The 24172-nt window shown below is 61.0% G+C and carries 18 protein-coding genes; 11 read left to right on the top strand and 7 right to left on the bottom strand.

Going from position 1 to position 24172, the window contains the following annotated elements:
* Positions 1–21: 21 nt before the first annotated feature.
* From menD to menE, 5 genes are read left to right on the top strand one after another with little or no spacing between them, the layout of a single operon-like run.
* Positions 22–1698: a 2-succinyl-5-enolpyruvyl-6-hydroxy-3-cyclohexene-1-carboxylic-acid synthase gene (menD, locus tag ACORQT_RS17120; RefSeq protein WP_042785093.1), complete on the top strand. Its 1677-nt coding sequence runs from the start codon at positions 22–24 to the stop codon at positions 1696–1698.
* Complete coding sequence (gene menH / locus ACORQT_RS17115) at positions 1695–2465, top strand: 2-succinyl-6-hydroxy-2,4-cyclohexadiene-1-carboxylate synthase (RefSeq protein WP_116286706.1); 771 nt, start codon at positions 1695–1697, stop codon at positions 2463–2465. Before menD ends, menH begins: the two co-directional genes overlap by 4 nt.
* An 11-nt stretch (positions 2466–2476) precedes the next feature.
* On the top strand, positions 2477–3334 hold the full coding sequence (menB, locus tag ACORQT_RS17110; RefSeq protein ID WP_033639797.1) for a 1,4-dihydroxy-2-naphthoyl-CoA synthase: 858 nt from the start codon (positions 2477–2479) through the stop codon (positions 3332–3334).
* A complete protein-coding gene (gene menC / locus ACORQT_RS17105; protein WP_164057610.1) occupies positions 3334–4317 on the top strand; it encodes an o-succinylbenzoate synthase in 984 nt (327 codons plus the stop codon). Before menB ends, menC begins: the two co-directional genes overlap by 1 nt.
* Positions 4305–5690, top strand: a complete 1386-nt coding sequence (menE, locus tag ACORQT_RS17100) for an o-succinylbenzoate--CoA ligase (RefSeq protein WP_164057611.1) — start codon at positions 4305–4307, stop codon at positions 5688–5690. The genes menC and menE overlap by 13 nt, the downstream gene beginning before the upstream one ends.
* Positions 5691–5734: 44 nt before the next feature.
* Here menE and katA read toward each other — a convergent pair whose 3' ends face one another.
* Complete coding sequence (gene katA / locus ACORQT_RS17095) at positions 5735–7171, bottom strand: catalase KatA (RefSeq protein ID WP_033651930.1); 1437 nt, start codon at positions 7169–7171, stop codon at positions 5735–5737.
* A gap of 338 nt (positions 7172–7509) precedes the next feature.
* On the opposite strand from katA, the gene ACORQT_RS17090 reads away from it, so the two are divergent.
* Complete coding sequence (locus ACORQT_RS17090; protein ID WP_033643844.1) at positions 7510–8049, top strand: YfaZ family outer membrane protein; 540 nt, start codon at positions 7510–7512, stop codon at positions 8047–8049.
* Between the two features lie 61 nt (positions 8050–8110).
* On the opposite strand, the gene tyrP is transcribed toward ACORQT_RS17090, so the two are convergent.
* Complete coding sequence (tyrP, locus tag ACORQT_RS17085; RefSeq protein ID WP_164057612.1) at positions 8111–9319, bottom strand: tyrosine transporter TyrP; 1209 nt, start codon at positions 9317–9319, stop codon at positions 8111–8113.
* Positions 9320–9564: 245 nt separating this feature from the next.
* Here tyrP and ACORQT_RS17080 point away from each other — a divergent pair, with 245 nt between their 5' ends.
* Positions 9565–10761: a nicotinamide mononucleotide deamidase-related protein YfaY gene (locus ACORQT_RS17080; RefSeq protein WP_033651929.1), complete on the top strand. Its 1197-nt coding sequence runs from the start codon at positions 9565–9567 to the stop codon at positions 10759–10761.
* Positions 10762–10764: 3 nt separating this feature from the next.
* Here the strand turns inward: ACORQT_RS17080 and ACORQT_RS17075 are convergent, their stop codons facing one another.
* Positions 10765–11973, bottom strand: a complete 1209-nt coding sequence (locus ACORQT_RS17075) for an FAD-dependent oxidoreductase (RefSeq protein ID WP_420067087.1) — start codon at positions 11971–11973, stop codon at positions 10765–10767.
* A gap of 116 nt (positions 11974–12089) precedes the next feature.
* Between ACORQT_RS17075 and ACORQT_RS17070 the strand changes: the two genes are divergently transcribed.
* Positions 12090–12911: an AraC family transcriptional regulator gene (locus ACORQT_RS17070; RefSeq protein WP_033651927.1), complete on the top strand. Its 822-nt coding sequence runs from the start codon at positions 12090–12092 to the stop codon at positions 12909–12911.
* 231 nt (positions 12912–13142) lie between these two features.
* Positions 13143–13295, top strand: coding sequence for a Hok/Gef family protein (locus ACORQT_RS17065; RefSeq protein ID WP_122004452.1), 153 nt, complete (start codon positions 13143–13145; stop codon positions 13293–13295).
* A 59-nt stretch (positions 13296–13354) separates the two neighbouring features.
* Here ACORQT_RS17065 and yfaE read toward each other — a convergent pair whose 3' ends face one another.
* The 4 genes from yfaE to ubiG form a co-directional block, all read right to left on the bottom strand.
* Positions 13355–13615, bottom strand: coding sequence for a class I ribonucleotide reductase maintenance protein YfaE (gene yfaE / locus ACORQT_RS17060; RefSeq protein WP_015378558.1), 261 nt, complete (start codon positions 13613–13615; stop codon positions 13355–13357).
* 3 nt (positions 13616–13618) lie between these two features.
* Positions 13619–14749, bottom strand: coding sequence for a class Ia ribonucleoside-diphosphate reductase subunit beta (gene nrdB / locus ACORQT_RS17055; RefSeq protein WP_019453694.1), 1131 nt, complete (start codon positions 14747–14749; stop codon positions 13619–13621).
* Positions 14750–14816: 67 nt separating this feature from the next.
* On the bottom strand, positions 14817–17105 hold the full coding sequence (gene nrdA / locus ACORQT_RS17050) for a class 1a ribonucleoside-diphosphate reductase subunit alpha (RefSeq protein WP_033632525.1): 2289 nt from the start codon (positions 17103–17105) through the stop codon (positions 14817–14819).
* A 438-nt stretch (positions 17106–17543) separates the two neighbouring features.
* A complete protein-coding gene (ubiG, locus tag ACORQT_RS17045) occupies positions 17544–18269 on the bottom strand; it encodes a bifunctional 2-polyprenyl-6-hydroxyphenol methylase/3-demethylubiquinol 3-O-methyltransferase UbiG (RefSeq protein WP_033644327.1) in 726 nt (241 codons plus the stop codon).
* A 212-nt stretch (positions 18270–18481) separates the two neighbouring features.
* Here ubiG and gyrA point away from each other — a divergent pair, with 212 nt between their 5' ends.
* Both gyrA and rcsC read left to right on the top strand, forming a co-directional pair.
* The gene (gene gyrA / locus ACORQT_RS17040; protein WP_033643840.1) at positions 18482–21124 is read left to right on the top strand and encodes a DNA topoisomerase (ATP-hydrolyzing) subunit A; all 2643 of its coding nucleotides are present in this window, start codon (positions 18482–18484) and stop codon (positions 21122–21124) included.
* A gap of 166 nt (positions 21125–21290) precedes the next feature.
* Entirely contained in the window at positions 21291–24152 is a 2862-nt protein-coding gene (rcsC, locus tag ACORQT_RS17035) for a two-component system sensor histidine kinase RcsC (protein ID WP_042785084.1), read from the top strand.
* The last annotated feature ends 20 nt before the right edge of the window (positions 24153–24172 follow it).

Below are 24172 nucleotides of genomic sequence, written 5' to 3'. Positions count from 1 at the left end.
TAACTGACTTGTGAGCGAACTATGTCGACAAGTGTTTTTAATCGCCGGTGGGCGGCTGTGCTGCTCGAGGCGCTGGCCCGCCATGGGGTGCGGCATGTTTGTATCGCTCCGGGATCGCGCTCCACGCCGTTGACGCTGGCCGCTGCGGCCAACCGATCTTTTATCTGTCATACCCACTTTGATGAACGCGGGCTTGGCCATTTGGCGCTTGGGCTGGCGAAGGCGGCGCGTGAGCCGGTAGCGGTGATTGTCACGTCCGGCACCGCGGCGGCGAACCTTTACCCGGCTTTAATCGAGGCCGGCCTGACCGGTGAGCGGCTGGTGTTTCTCACCGCCGATCGGCCGCCGGAACTGATCGACTGCGGCGCCAATCAGGCGATCCGTCAAAACGGCCTCTACAGCAGCCACCCGACGTTGGCGATCGATCTGCCGCGTCCTACGCCGGATATTCCGGCCGCGTGGCTGGCCTCCAGCGTCGACAGCGCGATGGCGCGCCTGCAGCACGGCGCGTTGCATATCAACTGCCCGTTCGCCGAACCGCTGTACGGCGGCGATGAACGTCTGTATGCCGATTGGTCCGCCGCGCTGGGCGACTGGTGGCAGAGCGATCGGCCTTGGCTGCAGGAAAGCGAGACGCGTGCGGCGCCGTCGCCGCAGCCGGACTGGTTCTTCTGGCGGCAAAAACGCGGCGTGGTGCTGGCCGGCCGCATGAGCGCGGAAGAGGGCGCACAGGTGGCCGACTGGGCTGAGACGCTGGGCTGGCCGCTGATCGGCGATGTGCTGTCGCAGACCGGGCAACCGCTGCCCTGCGCCGATTTATGGCTCGCTCATCCGCAGGCACAGCGCGTGTTGCAAGACGCGCAGCTGGTGGTGCAGTTCGGCGGCAGTCTGACCGGTAAACGCTTGCTGCAGTGGCAGGCGCAGTGTCGGCCGGAAGAGTATTGGGTTATCGACGAGCTGCCGGGGCGGCTCGATCCAGCCCAGCACCGGGGGCGGCGTCTGCGTGCCGGGGTGGCGCAGTGGTTGGCGCAGCATCCGGCGCAACCGCGCGCGCCGTGGGCCGCCGGGCTGGCGGCCTTGGCGGATAAGGCGCTGACGGCGGCGTCCACGCATCTGCACGATAACTTTGGCGAAGCGCAGCTGGCGCACCGCCTGCCGGAACTGCTGCCGGAGAACGGCCAGCTGTTTCTCGGCAACAGCCTGGTGGTGCGACTGATCGACGCGTTAACGACGCTGCCTGTCGCTTACCCGGTATTCAGCAACCGCGGCGCCAGCGGCATCGACGGTCTGATTTCCACCGCCGCCGGCGTACAGCGCGCCACCGCCAGGCCGACGTTGGCGGTGGTGGGCGACCTTTCCGCGTTGTATGACCTCAATGCGCTGGCGTTGTTGCGCCACTGTTCGGCGCCGACGGTGCTGATCGTCGTCAATAACAACGGCGGCCAAATTTTCTCGCTGTTGCCGACGCCGGACGAGGAGCGCCAACGCTTTTACTGCATGCCGCAGAACGTCGAGTTCAGCCACGCGGCGGCGATGTTCCAGCTTGGCTACGCGCGGCCGGAAAACTGGCGCCAACTGCAACAGGCGGTTGAGCAAGGCTGGCGGCGCGGCGGCGCCACGCTGATAGAACTGCAGGTGTCGCCGAGCGCAGGGGCCGAAAGCCTGCAATACCTGGTGCAACAGATGGCGGTGCAATGATGCTGGCGACGCGAATTTTGCAACAGGGCGAAGCGGGGCGTCCGTGGCTGGTATGGCTGCACGGCCTGCTGGGCAACAACAATGAATGGCGGGTGATCGCCGCGCGTTGCCCGGAATGGCCGTCGCTGGCCATCGATCTGCCCGGCCACGGCGATTCCGTGGCGGTGAGCTGCCGCGGCTTCGACGACATCAGCGCGCAAATCGCCGCGACCCTGCAACTGCGCAATATTGAACGTTATTGGCTGGTGGGCTACTCGCTCGGCGGGCGCATCGCCATGTATCACGCTTGCCACGGCCGCCATGACGGCCTGCAAGGCGTGATCGTCGAGGGCGGCAATCCGGGGCTTGAGGACGAACAACAGCGCCGCGATCGTTGCGAGCAGGATACGCGATGGGCGGCGCGTTTTCGCAGTGAGCCGATTGCCGAAGTCCTGGCGGACTGGTATCAGCAGCCGGTGTTCAAAGAGCTTAGCCATGTGCACCGCCAGGCGCTGATCGCCGCACGTTCGGTCAACAGCGGCCCGGCGATTGCCGACATGCTCGAAGCCACCTCGCTCGGCAGACAGCCTTATCTGGCGCCGCAGCTGCGCCAACTGACCGTGCCGCTGCGGGTGCTGTGCGGTGAGAACGACCCCAAATTTCAACGGCTGGCGCGCGACGCCGGGTTGCCGTTGCGCATCGTGCCGCAGGCCGGCCACAACGCGCATCTGGCCAATCCGCAGGATTTCGTCGCCGAGCTGCAGACCTTTCTCGTTAACCCTGGTTAAAGGAACCGAACATGCTTTATCCGAATGAAGAACACCTGTATGCCGCCATCGCCTGGCAGGATTGCACCGGCGATTTCGAAGACATTCTGTATCACAAGTCCGCCGACGGCATCGCCAAAATCACCATCAACCGGCCGCAGGTGCGCAACGCGTTTCGTCCGCAAACGGTCAAAGAGATGATCGACGCGCTGGCCAACGCCCGTTACGACGACGGCATCGGCGTCATTATTCTGACCGGCGCCGGCGATAAGGCCTTCTGCTCCGGCGGCGATCAGAAAGTGCGCGGCGACTACGGCGGCTATCGCGACGACAGCGGCGTACATCACCTCAACGTGCTGGACTTCCAGCGCCAGATCCGCACCTGCCCGAAGCCTGTGGTGGCGATGGTGGCCGGCTATTCGATCGGCGGCGGCCACGTGCTGCACATGATGTGCGATCTGACCATCGCGGCGGATAACGCCATCTTCGGCCAGACCGGCCCGAAAGTGGGCTCGTTCGACGGCGGCTGGGGCGCGTCTTACATGGCGCGCATCGTCGGCCAGAAGAAGGCGCGCGAAATCTGGTTCCTGTGCCGCCAGTACGACGCCGCCGCCGCGCTGGACATGGGCCTGGTCAATACCGTCGTGCCGCTGGCCGATCTGGAAAAAGAGACGGTGCGCTGGTGCCGCGAAATGCTGCAGAACAGCCCGATGGCGCTGCGCTGCCTGAAGGCGGCGCTGAATGCCGACTGCGACGGCCAGGCCGGTTTGCAGGAGCTGGCGGGCAACGCCACCATGCTGTTCTACATGACCGACGAAGGGCAGGAAGGGCGCAACGCGTTCAACGAGAAGCGCCAACCGGACTTCAGCAAATTCAAGCGTAACCCGTAATGAGCGGGGCAAACCGCAGCGCGGCGCTATACCGTTACAGCCTGCCGATGGAGGCGGGCGTGGTGCTGCGCAATCAACGGTTGAAAACGCGTGACGGATGGGTGGTGCAGCTGTGTCAGGGCGAGCGTGAAGGTTGGGGCGAGATCGCGCCGCTGCCGGAATTCAGCCGGGAAACGCCGGCGCAGGCCGAACAGGCCGCGTTGGGCTGGCTGCAGGCGTGGTTGGCGGGCAACGAACCGGAGCACAGCGCGCTGCCCTCGGTGGCCTTTGGGCTCAGCTGTGCGCAGGCCGAGCTGGAGCAGCGTTTGCCGATGCAGGCGGATTTTCGCAAGGCGCCGCTGTGCTCCGGCGATCCGGATGAGCTGTTCGAGACATTGAGCGCTTTGCCGGGCGAGAAAGTCGCCAAGGTGAAGGTGGGGCTGTATGAGGCGGTGCGGGACGGCATGATCGTCAACGTGTTGCTGGAGGCACTGCCGGATCTGCGGCTGCGGCTGGACGCCAACCGCAGCTGGACCCGCGCCAAGGCCGACGGCTTCGCCAGGTACGTTAACCCGGCGTGGCGCGATCGCATCGCCTTCCTGGAAGAGCCCTGCAAGACCCGTGATGAATCGCGCGACTTCGCCCGGGCGACCGGTATCGCCATCGCCTGGGATGAGAGCGTGCGGGAGGCGGACTTTGTGGTGCAGGCCGAGCCGGGCGTGGCGGCCATCGTGATCAAGCCGACGCTGGTCGGCAGCCTGGCGCGTTGCCAGACGCTGGTGGCGCAGGCGCACGCGGCGGGCCTGACGGCGGTGATCAGCTCCAGCCTCGAATCCAGCCTGGGGTTGACCCAGCTGGCGCGCATCGCCCATTGGCTGACGCCGGATACCGTGCCGGGCCTGGACACGCTGGGGTTGATGCAGGCGCAGGTGCTGCGCCCGTGGCCGGGCAGCGCGTTGCCGCTGCTGGATGTCTCGGCGCTGGAGTGCCTATGGCGCCGTTGAACGATTGGCCGTGGCGACACTGGGCGCGCACTCAGCCGCAGGCGACGGCGCTGATGCTCGGCGAACAACCGCTGAGCTGGCTGGCGTTGCAGAGCCAGGTGGATGAGCTGGCGGCGGATTTCCAGCATCAGGGCGTTGAACCGGGCTGCGGCGTGGCGCTGTGCGGTAAAAACAGCTATCCACTGCTGCTGGCCTATCTGGCGCTGTTGCAGTGCGGCGCACGCCTGTTGCCGCTCAATCCCGCCTTGCCGACGCCGCTGCTGGCGCAGCTATTGCCGGAATTGGATATGACCTTTGTCTTCGGCCCGGACTCGTTGCCGGCGCTGCCGGAAGACGTGATTCGATTGACCCCGCCGTCGACCGAGCCGCGTTGGCCAAACCTGCCGACGTGGGATGCGCAGCGTCTGGCGACGCTGACGTTGACTTCCGGTTCCAGCGGCATGCCGAAAGCGGCCGCGCACAGCTATGCCAACCATCTGGCCAGCGCCGCCGGGGTGTTGGGGCTGATGGCGTTTCAGCGCGAGGATTGCTGGCTGCTGTCATTGCCGCTGTTTCACGTCTCCGGACAGGGCATTGTCTGGCGCTGGCTGGCGGCGGGCGCCCGGTTGGCGGTGCGCGAGATGCACCCGCTGAACGAGGCGTTGGCGGGATGCACGCATGCCTCGTTGGTGCCGACCCAGCTGTGGCGGCTGCTGGCGCAACCGCTGGCGGGCATGACGCTGAAGGCGGTGCTGCTCGGCGGCGCGATGATCCCGGTGGAACTGACCGAGCGGGCGGAGGCGGCGGGGATCCGCTGCTGGTGCGGCTACGGGCTGACCGAACTGGCCTCCACGGTGTGCGCCAAGCGCGCCGATGCGCGGCCGGGCGTCGGCCTGCCGCTCGATGGCCGCGAAGTAAAACTGGTGGATGAAGAGGTCTGGATCCGCGCCGACAGCCTGGCGCTCGGCTACTGGCGCCATGGGCATCTGCAGCCGTTGGCCGATGAGCAGGACTGGTTCCCGACCCGCGATCGCGGCGCGATGATCGAGGGGGAACTGCGAATTCTCGGCCGGCTGGACAACCTGTTTTTCAGCGGCGGCGAAGGGGTGCAGCCGGAAGATATCGAACGCGTGCTGGCGGCGCATCCGCAGATCACACAGGCGTTTGTCGTGCCGGTGGCGGACGCCGAATTCGGTCAGCGGCCGGTGGCGGTGATCGACGGCGATCCGTCGCTGTCGCTGGCGACGCTGCTCGCCTGGTCGCAGGATAAGCTCGCCAATTTCCAACGCCCGACGGCATTGCTTCCGCTGCCTGACGAGCTGAAAAACGGCGGCATCAAGATTTCGCGCCGCCGGTTGCAGGCGTGGGTGGCGGAGCGCCTGCGTCAGGCATAAAAAAAGCCGCCCGAAAGGGCGGCTGAGCGAATGATGGCGGCGGGTTATTTCAGTCCCAACGCCTTGGCGACGCCGGCGCCGTAGTCCGGGTGCACCTTGGTGAACAGCTCGACCTGACGGCGCTGGATGTGTTCCGGCACCTGCGACAGTTCGCCGGCGATGCGGGTGAACATGCGCTGGTGCTCTTCGGCGCTCAGCAGGTTGAACAGCGCGCGCGGCTGGCTGTAGTAATCGTCGTCTTCACGATGATTCCAGTGGTCGGCCGCGCCTTCAATGCTCAGCGGCGGTTCGCTGAAGTCCGGCTGCTCTTGGAACAGGCCAAAGCTGTTCGGTTCGTAGGTTGCGCCGTTGCCGCTGTTGCCGTCCACGCGCATCGCGCCGTCGCGATGATAGTTGTGGAACGGGCATTTGGCGCCGTTCACCGGGATCTGGTGGTGGTTGACGCCCAGGCGGTAGCGGTGCGCATCGCCATAGGAGAACAGGCGGCCCTGCAGCATTTTATCCGGCGAGAAACTGATGCCCGGCACCACGTTAGCGGGGTTCATCGCCACCTGCTCGACCTCGGAGAAGTAGTTGTCGGGGTTGCGGTTCAGCTCGAAAAAGCCGACGTCGATCAGCGGGTAGTCGCCGTGCGGCCAGACCTTGGTCAGATCGAACGGGTTATACGGCGTCTGCGAGGCTTCGTGTTCCGGCATGATCTGAATTTGCAGTTTCCAGCGCGGGAAGTCGCCGCGTTTGATCGCATCGAACAAATCGCGCTGTGAGCTTTCGCGATCCTTGGCGATGATCGCTTCCGCTTCTTCATCCATCAGGTTTTCAATGCCTTGTTCGCAGCGGAAGTGGAATTTCACCCAGAAGCGCTCGTTGGCGGCATTGATAAAGCTGAAGGTGTGGCTGCCGAAACCGTGCATGTGGCGGTAGGACTTGGGAATGCCGCGATCGCTGAAGTCGATGGTCAGCTGGTGCAGCGATTCCGGCAGGTGAGAGAAGAAATCCCACTTGTACACCGGATTACGCAGGTTGGTATGCGGATCGCGTTTCACCACGTGATTGAGATCGGGGAATTTCAGCGGATCTCGCAGATAGAACACCGGCGTATCGTTGCCCACCAAATCCCAGTTGCCTTCTTCGGTATAGAACTTCATGGCGAAACCGCGAATGTCGCGTTCGGCGTCGGCCGCGCCGCGCTCACCGGCGACGGTGGAGAAGCGGATAAACATGTCGGTCTGCTTACCGATTTCGGAGAAGATCTTGGCGCGCGTGTAGCGGGTGATGTCATGGGTGACGGTAAAGGTGCCGTAGGCGCCGGATCCTTTGGCGTGCATGCGGCGCTCGGGGATGACCTCGCGGTCGAAGTGGGCCAGTTTTTCCAGGAACCACACGTCCTGCAACAGCATCGGGCCGCGTTTGCCCGCGGTGATCACGTTATTGTTATCGACAACCGGGGCGCCGGCTGCGGTGGTCAGTCCTTTCTTGCTCATCACTTGCTCCTTATCGTAGTGCAGTTAAGTAAAGACTCGGGCGGTTTAAGCGTTCATCAGCATAGTCCTTTGGCGGGGCTTCTTCCCCTGACCTTGGTCAAAGCCACTACTAGTTGTAGCCCTATTGCCGAGCGACGGCAAATAGGTCTCGGTTATCGTTGGCATCGCCTTGACGAATATGGATTTTTGTTTGCAAATTTTTACATTTATTTGATTATTGAAGAATTTTTTCGCTTTTATCCCTTAAATACTCATTGCGCTTTGGTATAGACTCATGACGTTATTATTTTGCGTTGATTCGATCATTCGGTACGGATGACAAACCAGAGGGAAAGATGATGAAAAAGACTTGGGTCGCGTGCGCGGCAGGATTGCTGTTTGTGACCGGCGCGGCGAACGCCATCAGCGTGTCGGGCGAAGCCGGGCAACACTACACCAACCTGGGCGTTGGCATGAGCACCGGCTCTTCAGGTCTGGGCCTGACCGGCAACTGGGCGCGCAGCGACCATGACGGCAACGTCGGCAGCGTGGGGTTGAACTTCGGCGTGCCGCTGGGGCCGTTGACGGCGACCGTGGGCGCCAAAGCGCTGTACCTCAGCCCGAAAGACGGGAAAAGCGGCGGGGCGGTGGCGCTGGGCGGCGGCCTGGAGTGGGAAATTAACCGCTACTTCAGCTTGCACGGCGAAGGTTACTTTGCCCCTGAGTCTTTCACCAGCGGCGTGAAGGCCTATAACGAAGCCAGCGGCGGCCTGCGCTGGAAGTTCCGTCCGCTGAGCGTGGACGTGGGCTACCGTTACATGCAGATGGAAGGCAAAGACGGGCGTCGCGACAACACCCTGGCCGATGGCCCTTATGTCGGTGTCGGTCTGAGCTTCTGACGCTCAGCAAAAAGGGGCCATTGCGGCCCCTTTCTCTTTATCATTCCTTGTCTTTCGTCGCTTACCCGACCGCCGGCAGCATGCCGCTGGCGATGCCCAGTTGGATGGCGATCACCGTTACCCCACAGACAAACACCAGCGCCAGCGCAGGGGTGCCGCCCCAGACGCGATACTGCGCCTGATGCTTTTGGCGGGTTTTCCACACCAGCAGCGAAGGCAGCAGCAGCGCCAGCACCGACAGGGCGATGGCGGCGAAACCCAAGGCCAGCACGAAACCGCGCGGATAGAACAGCGCGAAGGCCAGCGGCGGCAGGAAGGTGATGGCGCCGGTTTGCAGGCGGCCACGCACGTTATCTTGCCGCTTGAACAGGTCAGCCAGGAAATCGAACAGCCCAAGCGCAACGCCGAGGAACGAGGTCGCCAGCGCCAGATCGGCGAACAGGTGCACCGCCAGTTCAACGTGCGGCGAAGCTACTGCATCACGCACCGCCTGCAACAGGCCATTCAGCCCGGCCTGCTGCGCCAGAATGCCGACGAAGGTGTCGGAGCTGATACTGCCCAACGTCGCCAGCTGCCAGAAGATATAGGCGATCAGCGGGATGGCGCTGCCGATGATGAACACCCAACGCAGTTTGCGGATGTTGCCGCCCATGTAGTTGACGATGCTCGGCACGCTGCCGTGGAAGCCAAATGAGGTGAAGATCACCGGAATGGCCGATAACGCCAGGCCTTGCTCCAGCGGCAACGTCATCAGATTGGTCTGGTGGATATTCGGCAACATCAGGCCGAGCATCACCACCAGAAACACCACTTTCGCGCTGAACAGGATGCGGTTGAACAAGTCGACCGAGTGGGTGCCGATGCACACCACGCCGCCGGCCACCAGGGTGAACAGCAGGACGCCGAGCGACACCGGGAAGTCCTGCGATGTCCATTGGCTGATGCTGGTGGCGAGCAGTTCGCCGGCGCCGCTAATGTAGGCGGCGGTGAGGGCGTACATCAGGAACATCATGCTAAAGCTGGTCAGCCACTGGCCGCCGCCGCCGAGATAACGTTTGGCGAGCGTGCCCAGACCGGTATCCGCCTGCTCATGCTGATAAACCTCCACCAGTAACAGCGCGGTGTAACACATCAACAGCCACAGCCCGGCCAGTAAGGCCAGCGTGACGCCGAAACCGACGCCGGCCGCCGCCAGCGGCATCGCCAGCATCCCGGCGCCAATGGTGGTGCCCGCCACGATAAAAACACTGCCAAGAGTGCGATTCTTCACGTTTTTTCTCTACCAGCCGAAAGATTTTGAAAATTATAGGTAACGATTTATGAGGATGGCAGGATAGTGGAAGCCCTAATTTGTGTCAAACCGGCGTTACGCACATTGTAAATTAAAATTTACAACCTTGCGGGCGGCATGGCGCATGATGAACGACGCGATGGCGGAAATAATCCGACGGCGGCTAGTGAAAAGTTATTTACGGGCTTCTATAGTGGAATGACCAAAAAATGTGGGAGAGATCAATGTTAAGGGTGGAGATGCTCAGCACCGGCGATGAGGTGCTGCACGGGCAAATTATTGATACCAACGCCGCCTGGCTGGCGGACTACCTGTTCCAGCAGGGCGTGCCGATGAGCGGGCGGGAAACGGTAGGGGACAGCCTCTCTGCTTTGATCGAGATCCTGCAGGAACGCAGCCATATCGCCGATGTGCTGATTGTCAACGGCGGCCTGGGGCCGACCAGCGACGATTTGAGCGCGCTGGCCGCCGCGAAAGCCTGCGGCGTAGAGCTGATTGAACGGGCTGACTGGCTGGCGCGCATGGAAGCCTATTTCGCCGAGCGCGGGCGGCCGATGGCCCCTTCCAACCGCAAGCAGGCGCAGATCCCGGCCAATGCGGAAATGCTGGATAACCCGGTGGGCACCGCCTGCGGTTTCGCGTTGCAGCTGAACCAATGCCTGATGTTCTTCACCCCCGGCGTGCCTTCGGAATTCAAAGTGATGGTCGAACAGCAGATCGTGCCGCGTCTGCGCCAGCGCTTCACTTTGCCGGCGCCGCCGCTGTGCCTGCGTCTGACGACGTTCGGTACCTCCGAGAGCGATCTGGCCGCCGAACTGGACAGCCTGCCGCTGCCGCCGGACGTGGTGCTGGGTTACCGCTCGTCCAGCCCGATCATTGAGCTGAAGCTGACCGGGCCGGAAAGTCGGCGCGCGGAGATGGAGCTGGCCTGGCGACGCGTGCGCGAGGTAGCGGGGGACAACTGCATCTTCGAAGGCACCGTCGGGTTGCCGGCGACGCTGACGCAGCGCCTGAATCAGCAAGGGCTGAAGCTGGCGTTGAGCGAGCAATTCAGCGGCGGCTTGATCAACCTGCAGCTGCAGAGCGAAGGCGCGCCGCTGGCGGGGGGAGAGCTGCTGCCGGCCCACTGCATCGAAACGCTGGAAACGACGCTGGCGCGCGCCCGCTCGCTGGCGGAATTGACCGGCGCGCCGTTGGCGTTGGCGGTCAGCGCCATGCGCGATGAGCAGGTGAGCATTGCGCTACACACGCCGCGCGGCGGGATTGGCCAGACCGTGCGTTATCGCGCGTCGCGCCACGGGCTGCGGCTGCGGCAGGAGTCGGTGGCGATGCTGGCGCTGGATATGCTGCGTCGTTGGCTGAATGGGGGCCAGGCGTGCGGTAAAAACGCCTGGCTGGAGGTGGTGGAAATTATCGAGTGACGCTCATGGCGCTGAGTTGTCTGCCTCACTGTTTTGTTGTAGCCGTTCGGACGCCAGGCGTGAAAGACGTATTGCCGCCGCGCCTCGCGTTTGCAGCTCTGTACCGTAGTTCCTGAGCGCCTGCGCGGCGCTGTCTGAGTGCGCCAGATGCGCCGCCAGGCTGGCGGCGTCTACCAGCGCGGTGTTGGCGCCGAGCCCACCTGCCGGGCTCATGGCGTGCACGGCGTCGCCGAGAAAGGCGATGCGTTCGCTGTGCCATTCCGGCATCGCCGCCGTAACCTGCACCGTCCGCACGCTGAGCGATAGGGGATCCGCCAGCGCTAACGCCGTTTGCAAGGCGGGCGCCCATCCTTGCGAGATATGCCGTATGCGCGCCTGCAACGCGGTGTTCTCCTCCAGTCCCGGGGCTCCGCCGAGACGTTCAGCCGAACCGATACAGGCCCAATAGAGATAGTCGTCGACCGGCGAGAGGCGGCAATCGGGCGCGTAGTCGGCCGCCAGTTGCGCCATGGGGGCCTGAAAGCGCATCGGTTCAACCACCAGCGACACGCCGTCGGCGAAGATCACCGATACGCCGTTCAGCAGCTCAGGGGCCAATTGGGCCCGGGTCGCCGCATCGAGCGGCGTTTTGCCGTAGAGGGTGACCGCACCGCTGTCTTCTGGCCCCACCTCGGGCAGGCAGCGCCGCCGCACCAGCGAGTTGACGCCGTCGGCGGCGATCAGCACATCGACCCGCACGTGTTCGCCGTTGGCGAACTGAAGTTCCACACCCTGCGGCGTTTGTGCAAATTCACGCAAGGTATGGCCGAAACGCACCCGGTCTTGCAGGCCGGCAAGCAGGATCTCGCGCAGCGTTTGGCGATGAATGCCGAGATCGCCGCCCGGTTCTTGTGTTTGGTGCTGGCTGGAGGGCAACCAGTGCTCGGGGCGCCGGCCGATGAGCGGGGCAAGCTGCGGATCCCATAGATTGCTCTCGCCGCTGTTTTGCGCGCTGCCGGCGCAGAGCAAGCGGTAGTGCGTCGGCGGCAGGCAGGCGGCCAGCGCCTGCTGGCCCGACGGATCGATGCGCAGCCGGTAGCCCTGATCGCGTGCTTGCGGTGTGGTGTCGCGTTCAAACACCGTGGCGTGGATGCCAAAGCGGCGCAGTCCCTGAGCCAGACACAGGCCGCCGGGCCCGGCGCCGATAATGCCAATGCTGAGTGTTGTCATCATGTTCCCTCGTGAGTCAGTGGCCGCAGACGGTCGCGGCCGGAAGCATTTCATTATGTCGGTGCAGGAAAAGGTTGGTATAACGGTATCTGGACTAAAAATAGTGATTAGTGGCCAATATGAATGCGAACCTTCACGCCCTCGACGCTGACTGCAGCGAATGGTCGACGGGCCCCTGGCTGATCGCCCTCGGCGGCCGCGACGCGGCAGGCCGGGAGTATCGGTTGGGCACGCGCGAATACGACTGGCATCAGCATGTGCGCGGGCAGTTGCTGTGCGTTGAAAGCGGTTTGCTGCATGTAAGCACGGCGCAGGGCGATTGGGTGCTGCCGCCTCAGCGGGCGGGTTGGATCCCGCCGGCGACGGAGCACCGGGTGCAGGTTTGCGGCGCGCTGAGCGGCTGGAGTTTACTGCTGGCGCCGGAGGCCTGCCACGATCTGTCGAATACACCTTGCGTTATCGGCATCAGCGCAGTGCTACAGGCGCTGGCTCAGCGTGCGGAAGGTTGGGACAAACGCAGCGCGCTTACCCTGGAGCAGGAGCGTATGGCGCAGGTGATGCGTGACGAGATACGGCTGGCGCCGACGGAGCCGCTGTATTTACCGATGTCGTCCCATCCGCGCCTGGCCGGCGTTCTGCAGGCCTTGCTGGCGCAACCGGGGAGCGAACGTTCACTGGAGGCGTGGGCTGAATGGGGGGCGATGTCGCCGCGTACCCTGCGGCGGCTGATGATCGGCGAGACGGGGTTGAGTTTTGCCCAGTGGCGTCAGCAGGCTCGGTTGTCATATGCGTTGGCGAAGCTGGCCGAAGGCGAAACGGTGCTGCAGATTGCGGAGGCGCTGGGGTATGCCTCGCCGAGCAATTTTATCGCCATGTTTCGTAAAGCCTTCGGCGATTCCCCGGCGCGTTATTTTTCCACATCGGCGGGAAAGGGGCGCTAAGGGAAATACTTTGAGGATAGTTATATATCCCTGATTAATCATAATCTTATAGGGGATATTCGCGGTGAGGGAATGCTGTTACTCTCTTGACGGGTGCTTGAGACTGTTCGTCTTGGGCATTGTGTGACAAGGCGGATAGATGAAAGCCCCAGACTGACTCTCAATCAGAATGGGGCTGCACATACCGCCTAGACACCGGTATGGTAGCCCCTTCACAGCAAGGAGGCAAGCATGCGCTTAAGGCATGTGTTTCACTCGCTAACCGTTGTAAGTATTACGGTTTTGTTATTTATCTGGATGATAAGAGACTCGCTGTGCGAGCTGAAAATCTACCAGGAAAATATCACTATCCTGATCAGGTTGGCGTGTGAGGTGAAGCGGTAATCCTAGGGCGGGGGCAACCCCGCCTTCTGGTCTCCAGGCGCGGTTTCCGGCACCCGACTTTACATTTCCAGCTCGATATCCGTCAGCGGCATGCAGCAGCAGGGCAGGATTTCACCGGCGTTGATAAACGCCAGCGGCTGTTGGCGGTAGGCCACTTCGCCTTTCACCAGCTTCAGGCGGCAGGCGCCGCAATAGCCGGAGCGGCATTGGTACTCCACCTGCACGTCGTGCAGTTCCAGCACGTCGAGCAGGCAGTTTTCACTGTTAGGGCAAGAGAGCTGCGTGCCGGCGGCGCGCAGCGTTACGGTAGGCGTCGCCATCGCTTACAGTTCGAAGTCGCTCAGGTCGTCGGCGTTGATCTCCGAGTCGATCTGGCCAACCAGGTAAGAGCTCACTTCCACTTCCTGCGGCGCTACCTGCACGTTGTCGGACACCAACCAGGCATTGATCCACGGGATCGGGTTGGAGCGGGTTTCGAACGGCAGACCAAGGCCGACCGCCTGCATGCGGATATTGGTGATGTATTCCACATACTGGCACAGGATGTCTTTGTTCAGGCCAATCATCGAGCCGTCGCGGAACAGGTATTCCGCCCACTCTTTCTCCTGCTGAGCGGCCAGCACGAACAGATCGTAGCACTGCTGCTGACATTCCTCGGCGATCTCCGCCATTTCAGGATCGTCGGCGCCGGAACGCATCAGGTTCAGCATGTGCTGGGTGCCGGTCAGGTGCAGCGCTTCGTCGCGGGCGATCAGTTTGATGATTTTGGCGTTGCCTTCCATCAATTCGCGCTCGGCGAAAGCGAAGGAGCAGGCAAAGCTGACGTAGAAGCGGATCGCTTCCAGCGCGTTCACGCTCATCAGGCACAGGTACAGCTGCTTCTTCAGCGCACGCAGATTGACGGTGACGGTTTTACCGTTCACCTGGTGGGTGCCTTCACCCAGCAGGTGATAGTAGCTGGTCATCTCGATCAGATCGTCGTAGTAGCCGGAAATGTCTTTCGCGCGCTTCTTGATCTCTTCGTTGGTGACGATGTCGTCGAACACCAGCGCCGGATCGTTGACGATGTTGCGGATGATGTGGGTGTAGGAACGGGAGTGGATAGTCTCGGAGAACGACCAGGTTTCCACCCAGGTTTCCAGCTCAGGGATCGAGATCAGCGGCAGCAGGGCGACGTTCGGGCTGCGGCCCTGGATGGAGTCCAGCAGGGTCTGATACTTCAGGTTGCTGATGAAGATGTGCTTCTCGTGCTCCGGCAGCGCCTGGTAATCGATGCGATCGCGGGAAACGTCAACCTCTTCCGGGCGCCAGAAGAAGGAGAGCTGTTTTTCGATCAGTTTTTCGAAGATTTCATGCTTTTGCTGGTCGAAACGCGCAACGTTTACCGACTGGCCGAAGAACATCGGCTCTTGCAGCTGGTCGTTTTTGGTCTGAGAAAAAGTGGTGTAAGCCATAAGCCTGAATCCATCGTAACGTGGCTAAATGAAGGGGCCGGAAAATTCCGGCCCGCTAGGTCAAACTTTAGATCTTGCAGGCGCCGCTTTCGCAGTCGTCATCGCCAGCCTTGGCAGGCTGCAAATCTTCCTGGGCGTCTTCCGCACCGTCGCGGGTGTTTTGGTAGTACAGCGTTTTCACGCCGAACTTGTAGGTGGTGAGCAGGTCTTTCAACAGCTGCTTCATCGGCACCTTGCCGCCCGGGAAGCGGGTCGGATCGTAGTTGGTGTTGGCCGAAATCGACTGGTCGATGAATTTCTGCATCAGCCCCACCAGCTGCAGATAGCCGTCGTTGCTCGGCATTTCCCACAGCAGCTCGTAGTTGTCTTTCAGACGCTCATACTCCGGCACCACCTGGCGCAGGATGCCGTCTTTCGACGCCTTGATGCTGATGTGGCCGCGCGGCGGCTCGATGCCGTTGGTGGCGTTGGAAATCTGCGAAGAGGTTTCCGACGGCATCAGGGCGGACAGCGTCGAGTTGCGCAGACCGGTTTCCTGGATCTCTTTACGCAGGGTTTCCCAGTCGTAGTGCAGCGGCTCGCTGCAGATCGCATCCAGGTCTTTCTTGTAGGTGTCGATCGGCAGGATGCCCTGCGAATAGGTGGTTTCGTTGAACCACGGGCAAGCGCCTTGTTCCTGCGCCAGACGGTTGGAGGCTTTCAGCAGGTAGTACTGAATGGCTTCGAACGTCTTGTGGGTCAGGTTGTTGGCGCTGCCGTCGGAGTAGCGCACGCCGTTCTTCGCCAGATAATAGGCGAAGTTGATGACGCCGATGCCCAGGGTGCGGCGACCCATTGCGCCACGGTGCGCGGCCTTGATCGGATAATCCTGATAATCCAGCAGGGCGTCCAGCGAACGCACCGCCAGGGTCGCCAGTTCTTCCAGATCGTCCAGGCTGTCGATCGCGCCCAGGTTGAAGGCGGACAGGGTGCACAGCGCGATCTCGCCGTTTTCGTCGTTGACGTCTTCCAGCGGCTTGGTCGGCAGTGCGATTTCCAGACACAGGTTGGACTGGCGCACCGGCGCGATCTGCGGATCGAACGGGCTGTGGGTGTTGCAGTGGTCGACGTTCTGGATATAGATACGGCCGGTAGAGGCGCGTTCTTGCATCATCAGCGAGAACAGCTCAACCGCTTTCACGCGCTTCTGGCGAATGCTGTCGTCTTTCTCGTACTGGGTGTACAGGCGCTCGAATTCGTCCTGATCGGCGAAGAACGCGTCATACAGCCCCGGCACGTCGGACGGGCTGAACAGGGTGATGTCTTCGCCTTTGATCAAGCGCTGGTACATCAGACGGTTCAACTGCACGCCGTAGTCCATGTGGCGCACGCGGTTGCCTTCAACGCCGCGGTTGTTTTTCAGCACCAGCAGGCTTTCCACTTCCAGGTGCCACATCGGGTAGAACAGCGTTGCCGCGCCACCGCGCACGCCGCCCTGCGAGCAGGATTTGACGGCGGTCTGGAAGTGTTTGTAGAACGGGATGCAGCCGGTATGGAAGGCTTCACCGCCACGGATCGGGCTGCCCAGCGCGCGGATGCGGCCGGCGTTGATGCCGATGCCGGCGCGTTGCGAAACGTATTTCACAATGGCGCTGGAGGTGGCGTTGATGGAGTCCAGGCTGTCGCCGCACTCGATCAGCACGCAGGAGCTGAACTGGCGGGTTGGGGTGCGCACGCCGGACATGATCGGCGTAGGCAGCGAAATCTTGAAGGTGGAAATCGCGTCGTAGAAACGTTTGACGTAGTCCAGACGAGTTTCACGCGGGTAGTTGGAGAACAGGCACGCGGACACCAGCATGTACAGGAACTGGGCGCTTTCGTAGATCTCGCCGCTGACGCGGTTCTGCACCAGATACTTGCCTTCCAGCTGCTTGACGGCGGCATAAGAGAAGTTCATGTCGCGCCAGTGATCGATAAAGGAGTCCATCTGCTCGAACTCTTCAGCGCTGTAGTCTTCCAGCAGATGTTTATCGTATTTGCCCATCTCGACCATGCGGGTCACGTGAGCGTGCAGCTTCGGCGGTTCGAACTGACCGTAAGCCTTTTTACGCAGGTGGAAGATCGCCAGGCGAGCGGCCAGGTACTGATAGTCCGGCGCATCGCGGGAGATCAGATCGGCAGCGGCTTTGATGATGGTTTCGTGAATGTCGGCGGTTTTGATGCCGTCATAAAACTGAATGTGGGAACGCAACTCTACTTGAGAAACCGAGACGTTGTGCAATCCTTCTGCGGCCCAATCGATGACCCGGTGGATTTTGTCGAGGTTGATGCGCTCTTTACGGCCATCGCGTTTAGTTACAAGCAGACTTTGGTTCATGTGGTGTTTTACCTGTCCGTATGGTGCCCCTAAGCAGAAGTGTAGTCGCTCTGCTCAGTATGTAAACACTATATATAGGGGTTGTATGTCGGTGAGGTAACAAGATAGTGAGAAAAAACGGCGTTTGCAAGTGAACAAAACCGGCCTAATTTGTGGATAACTTGGGGGTGAAATGTAACTTGCCGTTCGCAGTGCGCGCCGTGACTGGCGCGACAAGCTTGTCAATAAGCGAGATCAGATTTTACTGAAAAACTGAAAAAACCGATCGTTTGGCGCTTTATTAAACGTTAGAAAAAAACGGCATATTGATCTGATTTAATATTCTAAAAAACTGTCTACAACCGCTATTTTGATCGAAGTTGCGGAAATTAGGTATTTTTCCTAACAGCGCGTTGGCGCCGAACCCCGATAACGCAGGGCCGGCGCGGTTTACAGCGCTCAGCCTTCGTGCTGGGTGTGCACCATGTAGTTCACGTCAACGTTGCGCCCAAGCTTGAAATGATCGGTGATCGGGTTGTAATGCAGGCCGATCATGTGCTTTTCGCGCAGCGGCGTGCCGTCGACCCAGCCGATCAGTTCGGAAGGGCGAATAAACTTCTTATGATCGTGGGTGCCCTGCGGCACCATCTTCAGCACGTACTCCGCGCCGATCACCGCCATCAGCCAGGCTTTGGTGTTGCGGTTGATGGTGGAAAAGAACACGTGGCCGCCCGGTTTCACCAGTTGGGCGCAGGCGCGCACCACCGAGGCCGGATCGGGCACGTGCTCCAGCATTTCCATGCAGGTGACCACGTCGTAGCGCTGCGGGTTGGCCTGAGCGTGGCTTTCCACCGTCTCCTGCACGTAAGTCACGTTCACGCCGCTTTCCAGCGCGTGCAGCCGGGCGACCTGCAGCGGCTCCCCGCCCATGTCCAGGCCGGTCACTTCGGCGCCTTCGCGCGCCATGCTTTCCGCCAGAATGCCGCCGCCGCAGCCCACGTCGAGCACCTGCTTGTCAAAAATGCCGCCGGCGCGCTGCATGATGTAGTTCAGGCGCAGCGGGTTGATGCGGTGCAGCGGTTTGAACTCGCCTTCCAGATCCCACCAGCGGGAGGCGACGGCCTCGAACTTGGCGATTTCCTGGTGGTCAACGTTTTGCACTCGGCTGGATGATTCTGCGTTCATGGGCTTGTCTGGCTCCTTATTCTCGTTGCGCGGATTATACATGTTCCGGCGCGGCATCGTCTGCGTCGATGCGTTTTTAGCGCACTAATCTGTACAATTTCCGTGAAACAGCGGCGGTTATTTTCCCGTAAAGCGTGCTTTGTGATATAGTTTTACACCTTTGCCACTATGGCAGCGGGCAGATGAATCATTAGTAGAGGGATAGCAGCTCCATGAGCGACCTTGCCAGAGAAATCACACCGGTAAACATCGAAGACGAGTTGAAAAACTCGTATCTGGACTACGCGATGTCCGTTATTGTCGGACGTGCGCTGCCAGATGTTCGTGATGGACTGAAGCCGGTTCACCGCCGCGTTCTTTACGCGATGAGTGTATTGGGTAACGACTGGAATAAACCATACAAGAAATCGGCCCGTGTCGTCGGGGACGTGATCGGTAAATATCACCCGCACGGTGACAGCGCGGTTTACGACACTATCGTGCGTATGGCTCAGCCGTTTTCACTGCGCTACATGCTGGTGGACGGTCAGGGTAACTTCGGTTCCGTCGACGGCGACTCCGCCGCGGCGATGCGTTATACCGAAGTGCGCATGTCCAAGATTGCTCACGAACTTTTGGCGGATCTGGAAAAAGAAACCGTCGACTTCGTGCCTAACTATGATGGCACCGAGCAGATCCCGGCCGTTATGCCGACCAAGATCCCGAACCTGCTGGTAAACGGCTCGTCGGGCATCGCCGTGGGCATGGCCACCAATATTCCGCCGCACAACCTGGCTGAAGTCGTCAACGGCTGCCTGGCCTATATCGATGATGAAAACATCAGCATCGAAGGGCTGATGGAACACATCCCGGGGCCGGACTTCCCGACGGCGGCGATCATCAACGGCCGTCGCGGCATTGAAGAGGCCTACCGCACCGGGCGCGGCAAAGTCTACCTGCGCGCGCGCGCGGAAGTGGAAGCCGACGCCAAAACCGGCCGCGAAACCATCATCGTTCACGAGATCCCGTATCAGGTGAACAAGGCGCGTCTGATCGAAAAGATCGCCGAGCTGGTGAAAGAAAAACGCGTAGAAGGCATCAGCGCGCTGCGTGACGAGTCCGATAAAGACGGCATGCGCATCGTGATCGAAGTCAAACGCGACGCGGTCGGCGAAGTGGTGCTGAACAACCTGTATGCGCTGACGCAACTGCAGGTTACCTTCGGCATCAACATGGTCGCGCTGCATCAGGGGCAGCCTAAGCTGCTGAACCTGAAAGATATCCTCGAAGCCTTCGTGCGCCACCGCCGCGAAGTGGTCACCCGCCGCACCATCTTCGAACTGCGCAAGGCCCGTGACCGCGCCCATATCTTGGAAGCGCTGGCTATCGCGCTCGCCAACATCGACCCGATCATCGAGCTGATTCGCCGTGCGCCGACGCCGGCGGAAGCGAAAGTCGCGCTGGTGGCTCAGCCGTGGGATCTGGGCAACGTCAGCGCCATGCTGGAACGCGCCGGTGACGACGCCGCTCGCCCTGAGTGGCTGGAGCCGGAGTTCGGCATCCGCGACGGCAAGTACTACCTGACCGAGCAGCAGGCTCAGGCGATTCTGGATCTGCGTCTGCAGAAACTGACCGGCCTGGAGCACGAAAAGCTGCTGGACGAATATAAAGAGCTGCTCAACTTCATCGCCGAGCTGATCTTTATTCTGGAAAGCCCAGAGCGCCTGATGGAAGTGATCCGCGAAGAGCTGGTGGCGGTCAAAGAGCTGTACAACGACGGCCGTCGCACCGAGATCACCGCCAATACTTCCGACATCAACATCGAAGACCTGATCAACCAGGAAGATGTTGTGGTGACCCTGTCTCACCAGGGCTACGTGAAGTATCAGCCGCTGTCCGACTATGAAGCTCAGCGCCGCGGCGGCAAAGGCAAGTCCGCCGCGCGTATTAAAGAAGAAGACTTTATCGATCGCCTGCTGGTGGCCAACACCCACGATACGATCCTGTGCTTCTCCAGCCGTGGCCGCCTGTACTGGATGAAGGTGTATCAACTGCCTGAAGCCAGCCGTGGCGCGCGCGGCCGCCCAATCGTCAACCTGTTGCCGCTGGAAGCCGATGAGCGTATCACCGCCATTCTGCCGGTGCGCGAGTATGAAGAAGGGCGTCACGTGTTCATGGCCACCGCCAGCGGTACCGTGAAGAAAACCGCGCTGACCGAGTTCAGCCGTCCGCGCAGCGCCGGCATTATCGCCGTCAACCTCAACGAGGGCGACGAGCTGATCGGCGTCGATCTGACCGATGGCACCAACGAAGTGATGCTGTTCTCCGCCAACGGTAAAGTGGTGCGCTTCCCGGAAACGCAGGTGCGTTCGATGGGCCGTACCGCGACCGGCGTGCGCGGTATCAACCTCGGCGAAGGCGACAGCGTGATTTCGCTGATCGTGCCGCGCGGCGAGGGCGACATTCTGACCGTCACGCAAAACGGCTTCGGTAAACGTACTGCAGTCACCGAGTACCCGACCAAGTCACGCGCCACCCAGGGGGTTATCTCCATCAAGGTGAGCGAGCGTAATGGCCAGGTGGTCGGCGCCGTGCAGGTGGAAACCAGCGACCAGATCATGATGATCACCGATGCCGGCACGCTGGTGCGTACCCGCGTTTCGGAAGTCAGCGTGGTCGGTCGTAACACCCAGGGCGTGACGCTGATCCGTACGGCGGAAGACGAAAACGTCGTCGGTCTGCAGCGCGTGGCCGAGCCGGTGGAAGACGAAGAGCTGGACAGCCTGGAACCGGGCGCGGAAGCGGTGGAAGAAGACACTACGCCGCTGGACGATGGCGACGACGCGGCTGAGCCGATGGACGACGACAACGTTTAAGCAAGGTGAGGGCGTCGGCATGCCGACACCGTAATGCACTGAGACAAAAGGGCCTGGCAGCGATGCTAGGCCCTTTTTCAGTTATATGGTTTAATTGGCGCACCGAGCCGCCGGCCGCTGCGCCGGCGACAACGCGCGCCGCCACTGACTTTCGTATGGTATCCGATTGAAATATTTAGCCTCTTTTCGAACTACGCTGAAGATATCCCGCTATCTGTTCCGGGTGCTGGCGATTTTGCTGTGGTCGTTGGGAGCGCTGCTCACCACCTTTTATATTCTGAATATCCTGCATCAGAAAGAATCGGACATCCGCCAGGAGTACAACCTCAATTTCGATCAGGCGCAGGGCTATATTCGCCATTCCGCCGACATCATACGCGACATCAAGTACATGGCGGAAAACCGCCTCAACGGTTCGGTCAGCGGCCTGGACATGTTCAGCGGTGTGATCCCCGGCAAGGGCAGCCCACCGCAATTCTATCCGCTGTATCCAGAGTCTAACTGCGCCCTGAGCGCCACTTACCGCAGTTCACTCGATTCGCTGAGCGGCCTGATCCAGTATTGGAAAGAGAACTTCGTGGCAGCCTACGATCTCAACCGGGTGTTCTTTATCGGCGGCGACAGCCTGTGTCTGGCGGAATTCGGCGGCGGCAACGCGGTCGCCAACCGGGAAAACATGCTGAAGTTGCTGCACGAGCGCATTCTGAAATATCGCAACGCCAAGAATCTGGACAAAGACAACAACCTGTATTGGATTAGTCCCAGCGCGCAGCGGCCTGACATCGGTTATCTGTATGTGCTGACGCCTCTCTATATCGGCAACAAGCTGGAGGCGCTGCTGGGCATCGAGCAAACCGTCCGGCTGGAAGATTTCGTCACCGCCGGCAACCTGCCGATCGGCGTCACGCTGCTGGATGAAAACAACGATCCGATACTGCGCCTGGCGGATGGCGATCGCTATGCCGCTGCGCTCAACAGCTACCCCGAAGAGCATGCTTACTTCGGTTATGTCGATAACTACCGCGATCTGATCCTGAAAAAAGCGCTGCCGCCTTCATCGCTGAGCATCGTTTATGCGCTGCCGGTGAAAAGCGTGGTGGAACGCTTCAAAATGCTGATCCTCAATGCGCTGTTGCTGAACCTGTTGTCGGCTATCGTGCTGTTCACGCTGGCGTGGCTGTTTGAGCGCAAGATGTTCCTGCCGGCGGAGGACAATGCCTTCCGGCTGGAAGAACACGAACAGTTCAACCGCAAGATCGTCGCCTCGGCGCCGGTGGGCATCTGTATCCTGCGCATCAGCGATGGCACCAATATTCTGAGTAACGAACTGGCGCACAACTACATCAACCTGTTGACCCACGAAGATCGCGATCGCATTACGCGCATCATCTGCGAACAGCAGGCGAACTTCGTCGATGTGATGACCAGCAACAACAATAATCTGCAGATCAGCTTTGTCCATTCGCGTTACCGCAACGAAGAGGTGGCGATCTGCGTGCTGGTGGACGTCAGCGCGCGCGTGAAAATGGAAGAGTCGCTGCAGGAGATGGCGGCGGCGGCGGAGCAGGCCAGCCAGTCTAAATCGATGTTCCTGGCCACCGTCAGCCATGAGCTGCGCACGCCGCTGTACGGCATTATCGGCAACCTCGATCTGCTGCAGACCAAGGCGTTACCGCCAGGGGTCGATCGGCTGGTCAATGCGATGAACAACTCTTCCGGGCTGCTGCTGAAAATCATCAGCGATATTCTCGACTTCTCCAAAATCGAGTCCGAGCAGCTGAAGATTGAACCGCGTGAGTTCTCCTGCCTGGAGGTGATCACCCATATCGCCGGCAACTATTTGCCGTTGGTGGTGAAGAAACGTTTGGGGCTGTACTGCTTTATCGAGCAAAACGTGCCGGAGCGTATCTTCGGCGATCCGGTGCGGCTGCAGCAGGTGCTGTCCAACCTGGTGAACAACGCCATCAAGTTCACCGATACCGGCTGCATCGTGCTGCAGGTCTGCACCCGCGGCAGCTACCTGGAATTCAGCGTGCGCGATACCGGCGTCGGTATTCCGGAGAAGGAGATCTCACGCCTGTTCGATCCGTTCTTCCAGGTGGGCACCGGCGTGCAGCGCCACTTCCAGGGCACCGGTTTGGGGCTGGCGATCTGCGAGAAATTGGTCAACTTGATGGACGGCGACGTCTCCGTCGAGTCCGAACCGGGGCTGGGCAGCTTGTTCAGCATTCGCATTCCATTGTTTAACGCCCAGTTCCCGATCCCGCAGGCCAGCGATACCTGGCAGGGCCGGCGGCTGTGGCTGGATATCCGCAATCAGCGGCTGGAAAGCTACCTGATGGCGATTCTGGGCGGCTACGGCGCCGATATCCAGCGCTATGACGGGCAGGAGACCGCCGCCGACGAGGTGATGCTCAGCGATTATCCGCTGATGCTGAACACGCCGCTGTTGGCTCAGATCCAGTTCTCGACCGAACATATCGGCCCGTCGCTGGAAACCCGGCCAGGCTATTGGATGCACAGCACCTCTACGCCGCGTGAAACGCTGACCTTGATCAACCGATTGTTCGGCGTCGGCAACGGCGCGGCAGAGGCGCTGGTGCAGCTGCCGGTGCCCGCCAAGGCCAGCGCGACGGACAACGGCGATATTCATCTGCTGGTGGTCGACGATCATCCGATCAACCGTCGCCTGCTTTCCGATCAGCTGGGGTCGCTGGGGTATCAGGTGGTGACCGCCAACGACGGCGTAGACGCGCTCGCCGTACTGAAACAGCACCACGTCGATATTGTGTTGACCGACGTCAATATGCCGAACATGGACGGCTATCGCCTGACGCAGGCGCTGCGGGAGATGCAGTTCAGCGCGCCGGTGATCGGCGTGACGGCGAACGCGTTGGCGGAGGAGAAGCAGCGCTGTCTCGAGGCGGGCATGGATAATTGCCTGTCGAAACCGGTTACGCTGGAGACGCTGGAGCAGACATTGGCTTATTACAGCCAGCAGGTACGCTACAACCGCAGCGAGGCCTGAAAAGCAAACAGGCACGGCGG

This window comes from Serratia sp. (in: enterobacteria), assembly GCF_052400455.1.
Taxonomy (GTDB): Bacteria; Pseudomonadota; Gammaproteobacteria; order Enterobacterales; family Enterobacteriaceae; genus Serratia; species Serratia ureilytica.
The sequence above is the reverse complement of the archived record's forward strand: the minus strand, read 5'-3'. Positions and strand labels throughout refer to the sequence as shown.

Coding starts and splice junctions, on each gene's coding strand:
- ubiG (WP_033644327.1), bottom strand. CDS start 18,269: ATGAACGCAGAATCATCCAGCCGAGTGCAAAACGTTGACCACCAGGAA.
- ACORQT_RS17090 (WP_033643844.1), top strand. CDS start 7,510: ATGAAAAAGACTTGGGTCGCGTGCGCGGCAGGATTGCTGTTTGTGACC.
- menE (WP_164057611.1), top strand. CDS start 4,305: ATGGCGCCGTTGAACGATTGGCCGTGGCGACACTGGGCGCGCACTCAG.
- gyrA (WP_033643840.1), top strand. CDS start 18,482: ATGAGCGACCTTGCCAGAGAAATCACACCGGTAAACATCGAAGACGAG.
- nrdA (WP_033632525.1), bottom strand. CDS start 17,105: ATGAACCAAAGTCTGCTTGTAACTAAACGCGATGGCCGTAAAGAGCGC.
- ACORQT_RS17070 (WP_033651927.1), top strand. CDS start 12,090: ATGAATGCGAACCTTCACGCCCTCGACGCTGACTGCAGCGAATGGTCG.
- yfaE (WP_015378558.1), bottom strand. CDS start 13,615: ATGGCGACGCCTACCGTAACGCTGCGCGCCGCCGGCACGCAGCTCTCT.
- menB (WP_033639797.1), top strand. CDS start 2,477: ATGCTTTATCCGAATGAAGAACACCTGTATGCCGCCATCGCCTGGCAG.
- menC (WP_164057610.1), top strand. CDS start 3,334: ATGAGCGGGGCAAACCGCAGCGCGGCGCTATACCGTTACAGCCTGCCG.
- menH (WP_116286706.1), top strand. CDS start 1,695: ATGATGCTGGCGACGCGAATTTTGCAACAGGGCGAAGCGGGGCGTCCG.
- katA (WP_033651930.1), bottom strand. CDS start 7,171: ATGAGCAAGAAAGGACTGACCACCGCAGCCGGCGCCCCGGTTGTCGAT.
- nrdB (WP_019453694.1), bottom strand. CDS start 14,749: ATGGCTTACACCACTTTTTCTCAGACCAAAAACGACCAGCTGCAAGAG.
- menD (WP_042785093.1), top strand. CDS start 22: ATGTCGACAAGTGTTTTTAATCGCCGGTGGGCGGCTGTGCTGCTCGAG.
- ACORQT_RS17080 (WP_033651929.1), top strand. CDS start 9,565: ATGTTAAGGGTGGAGATGCTCAGCACCGGCGATGAGGTGCTGCACGGG.
- ACORQT_RS17065 (WP_122004452.1), top strand. CDS start 13,143: ATGCGCTTAAGGCATGTGTTTCACTCGCTAACCGTTGTAAGTATTACG.
- ACORQT_RS17075 (WP_420067087.1), bottom strand. CDS start 11,973: ATGATGACAACACTCAGCATTGGCATTATCGGCGCCGGGCCCGGCGGC.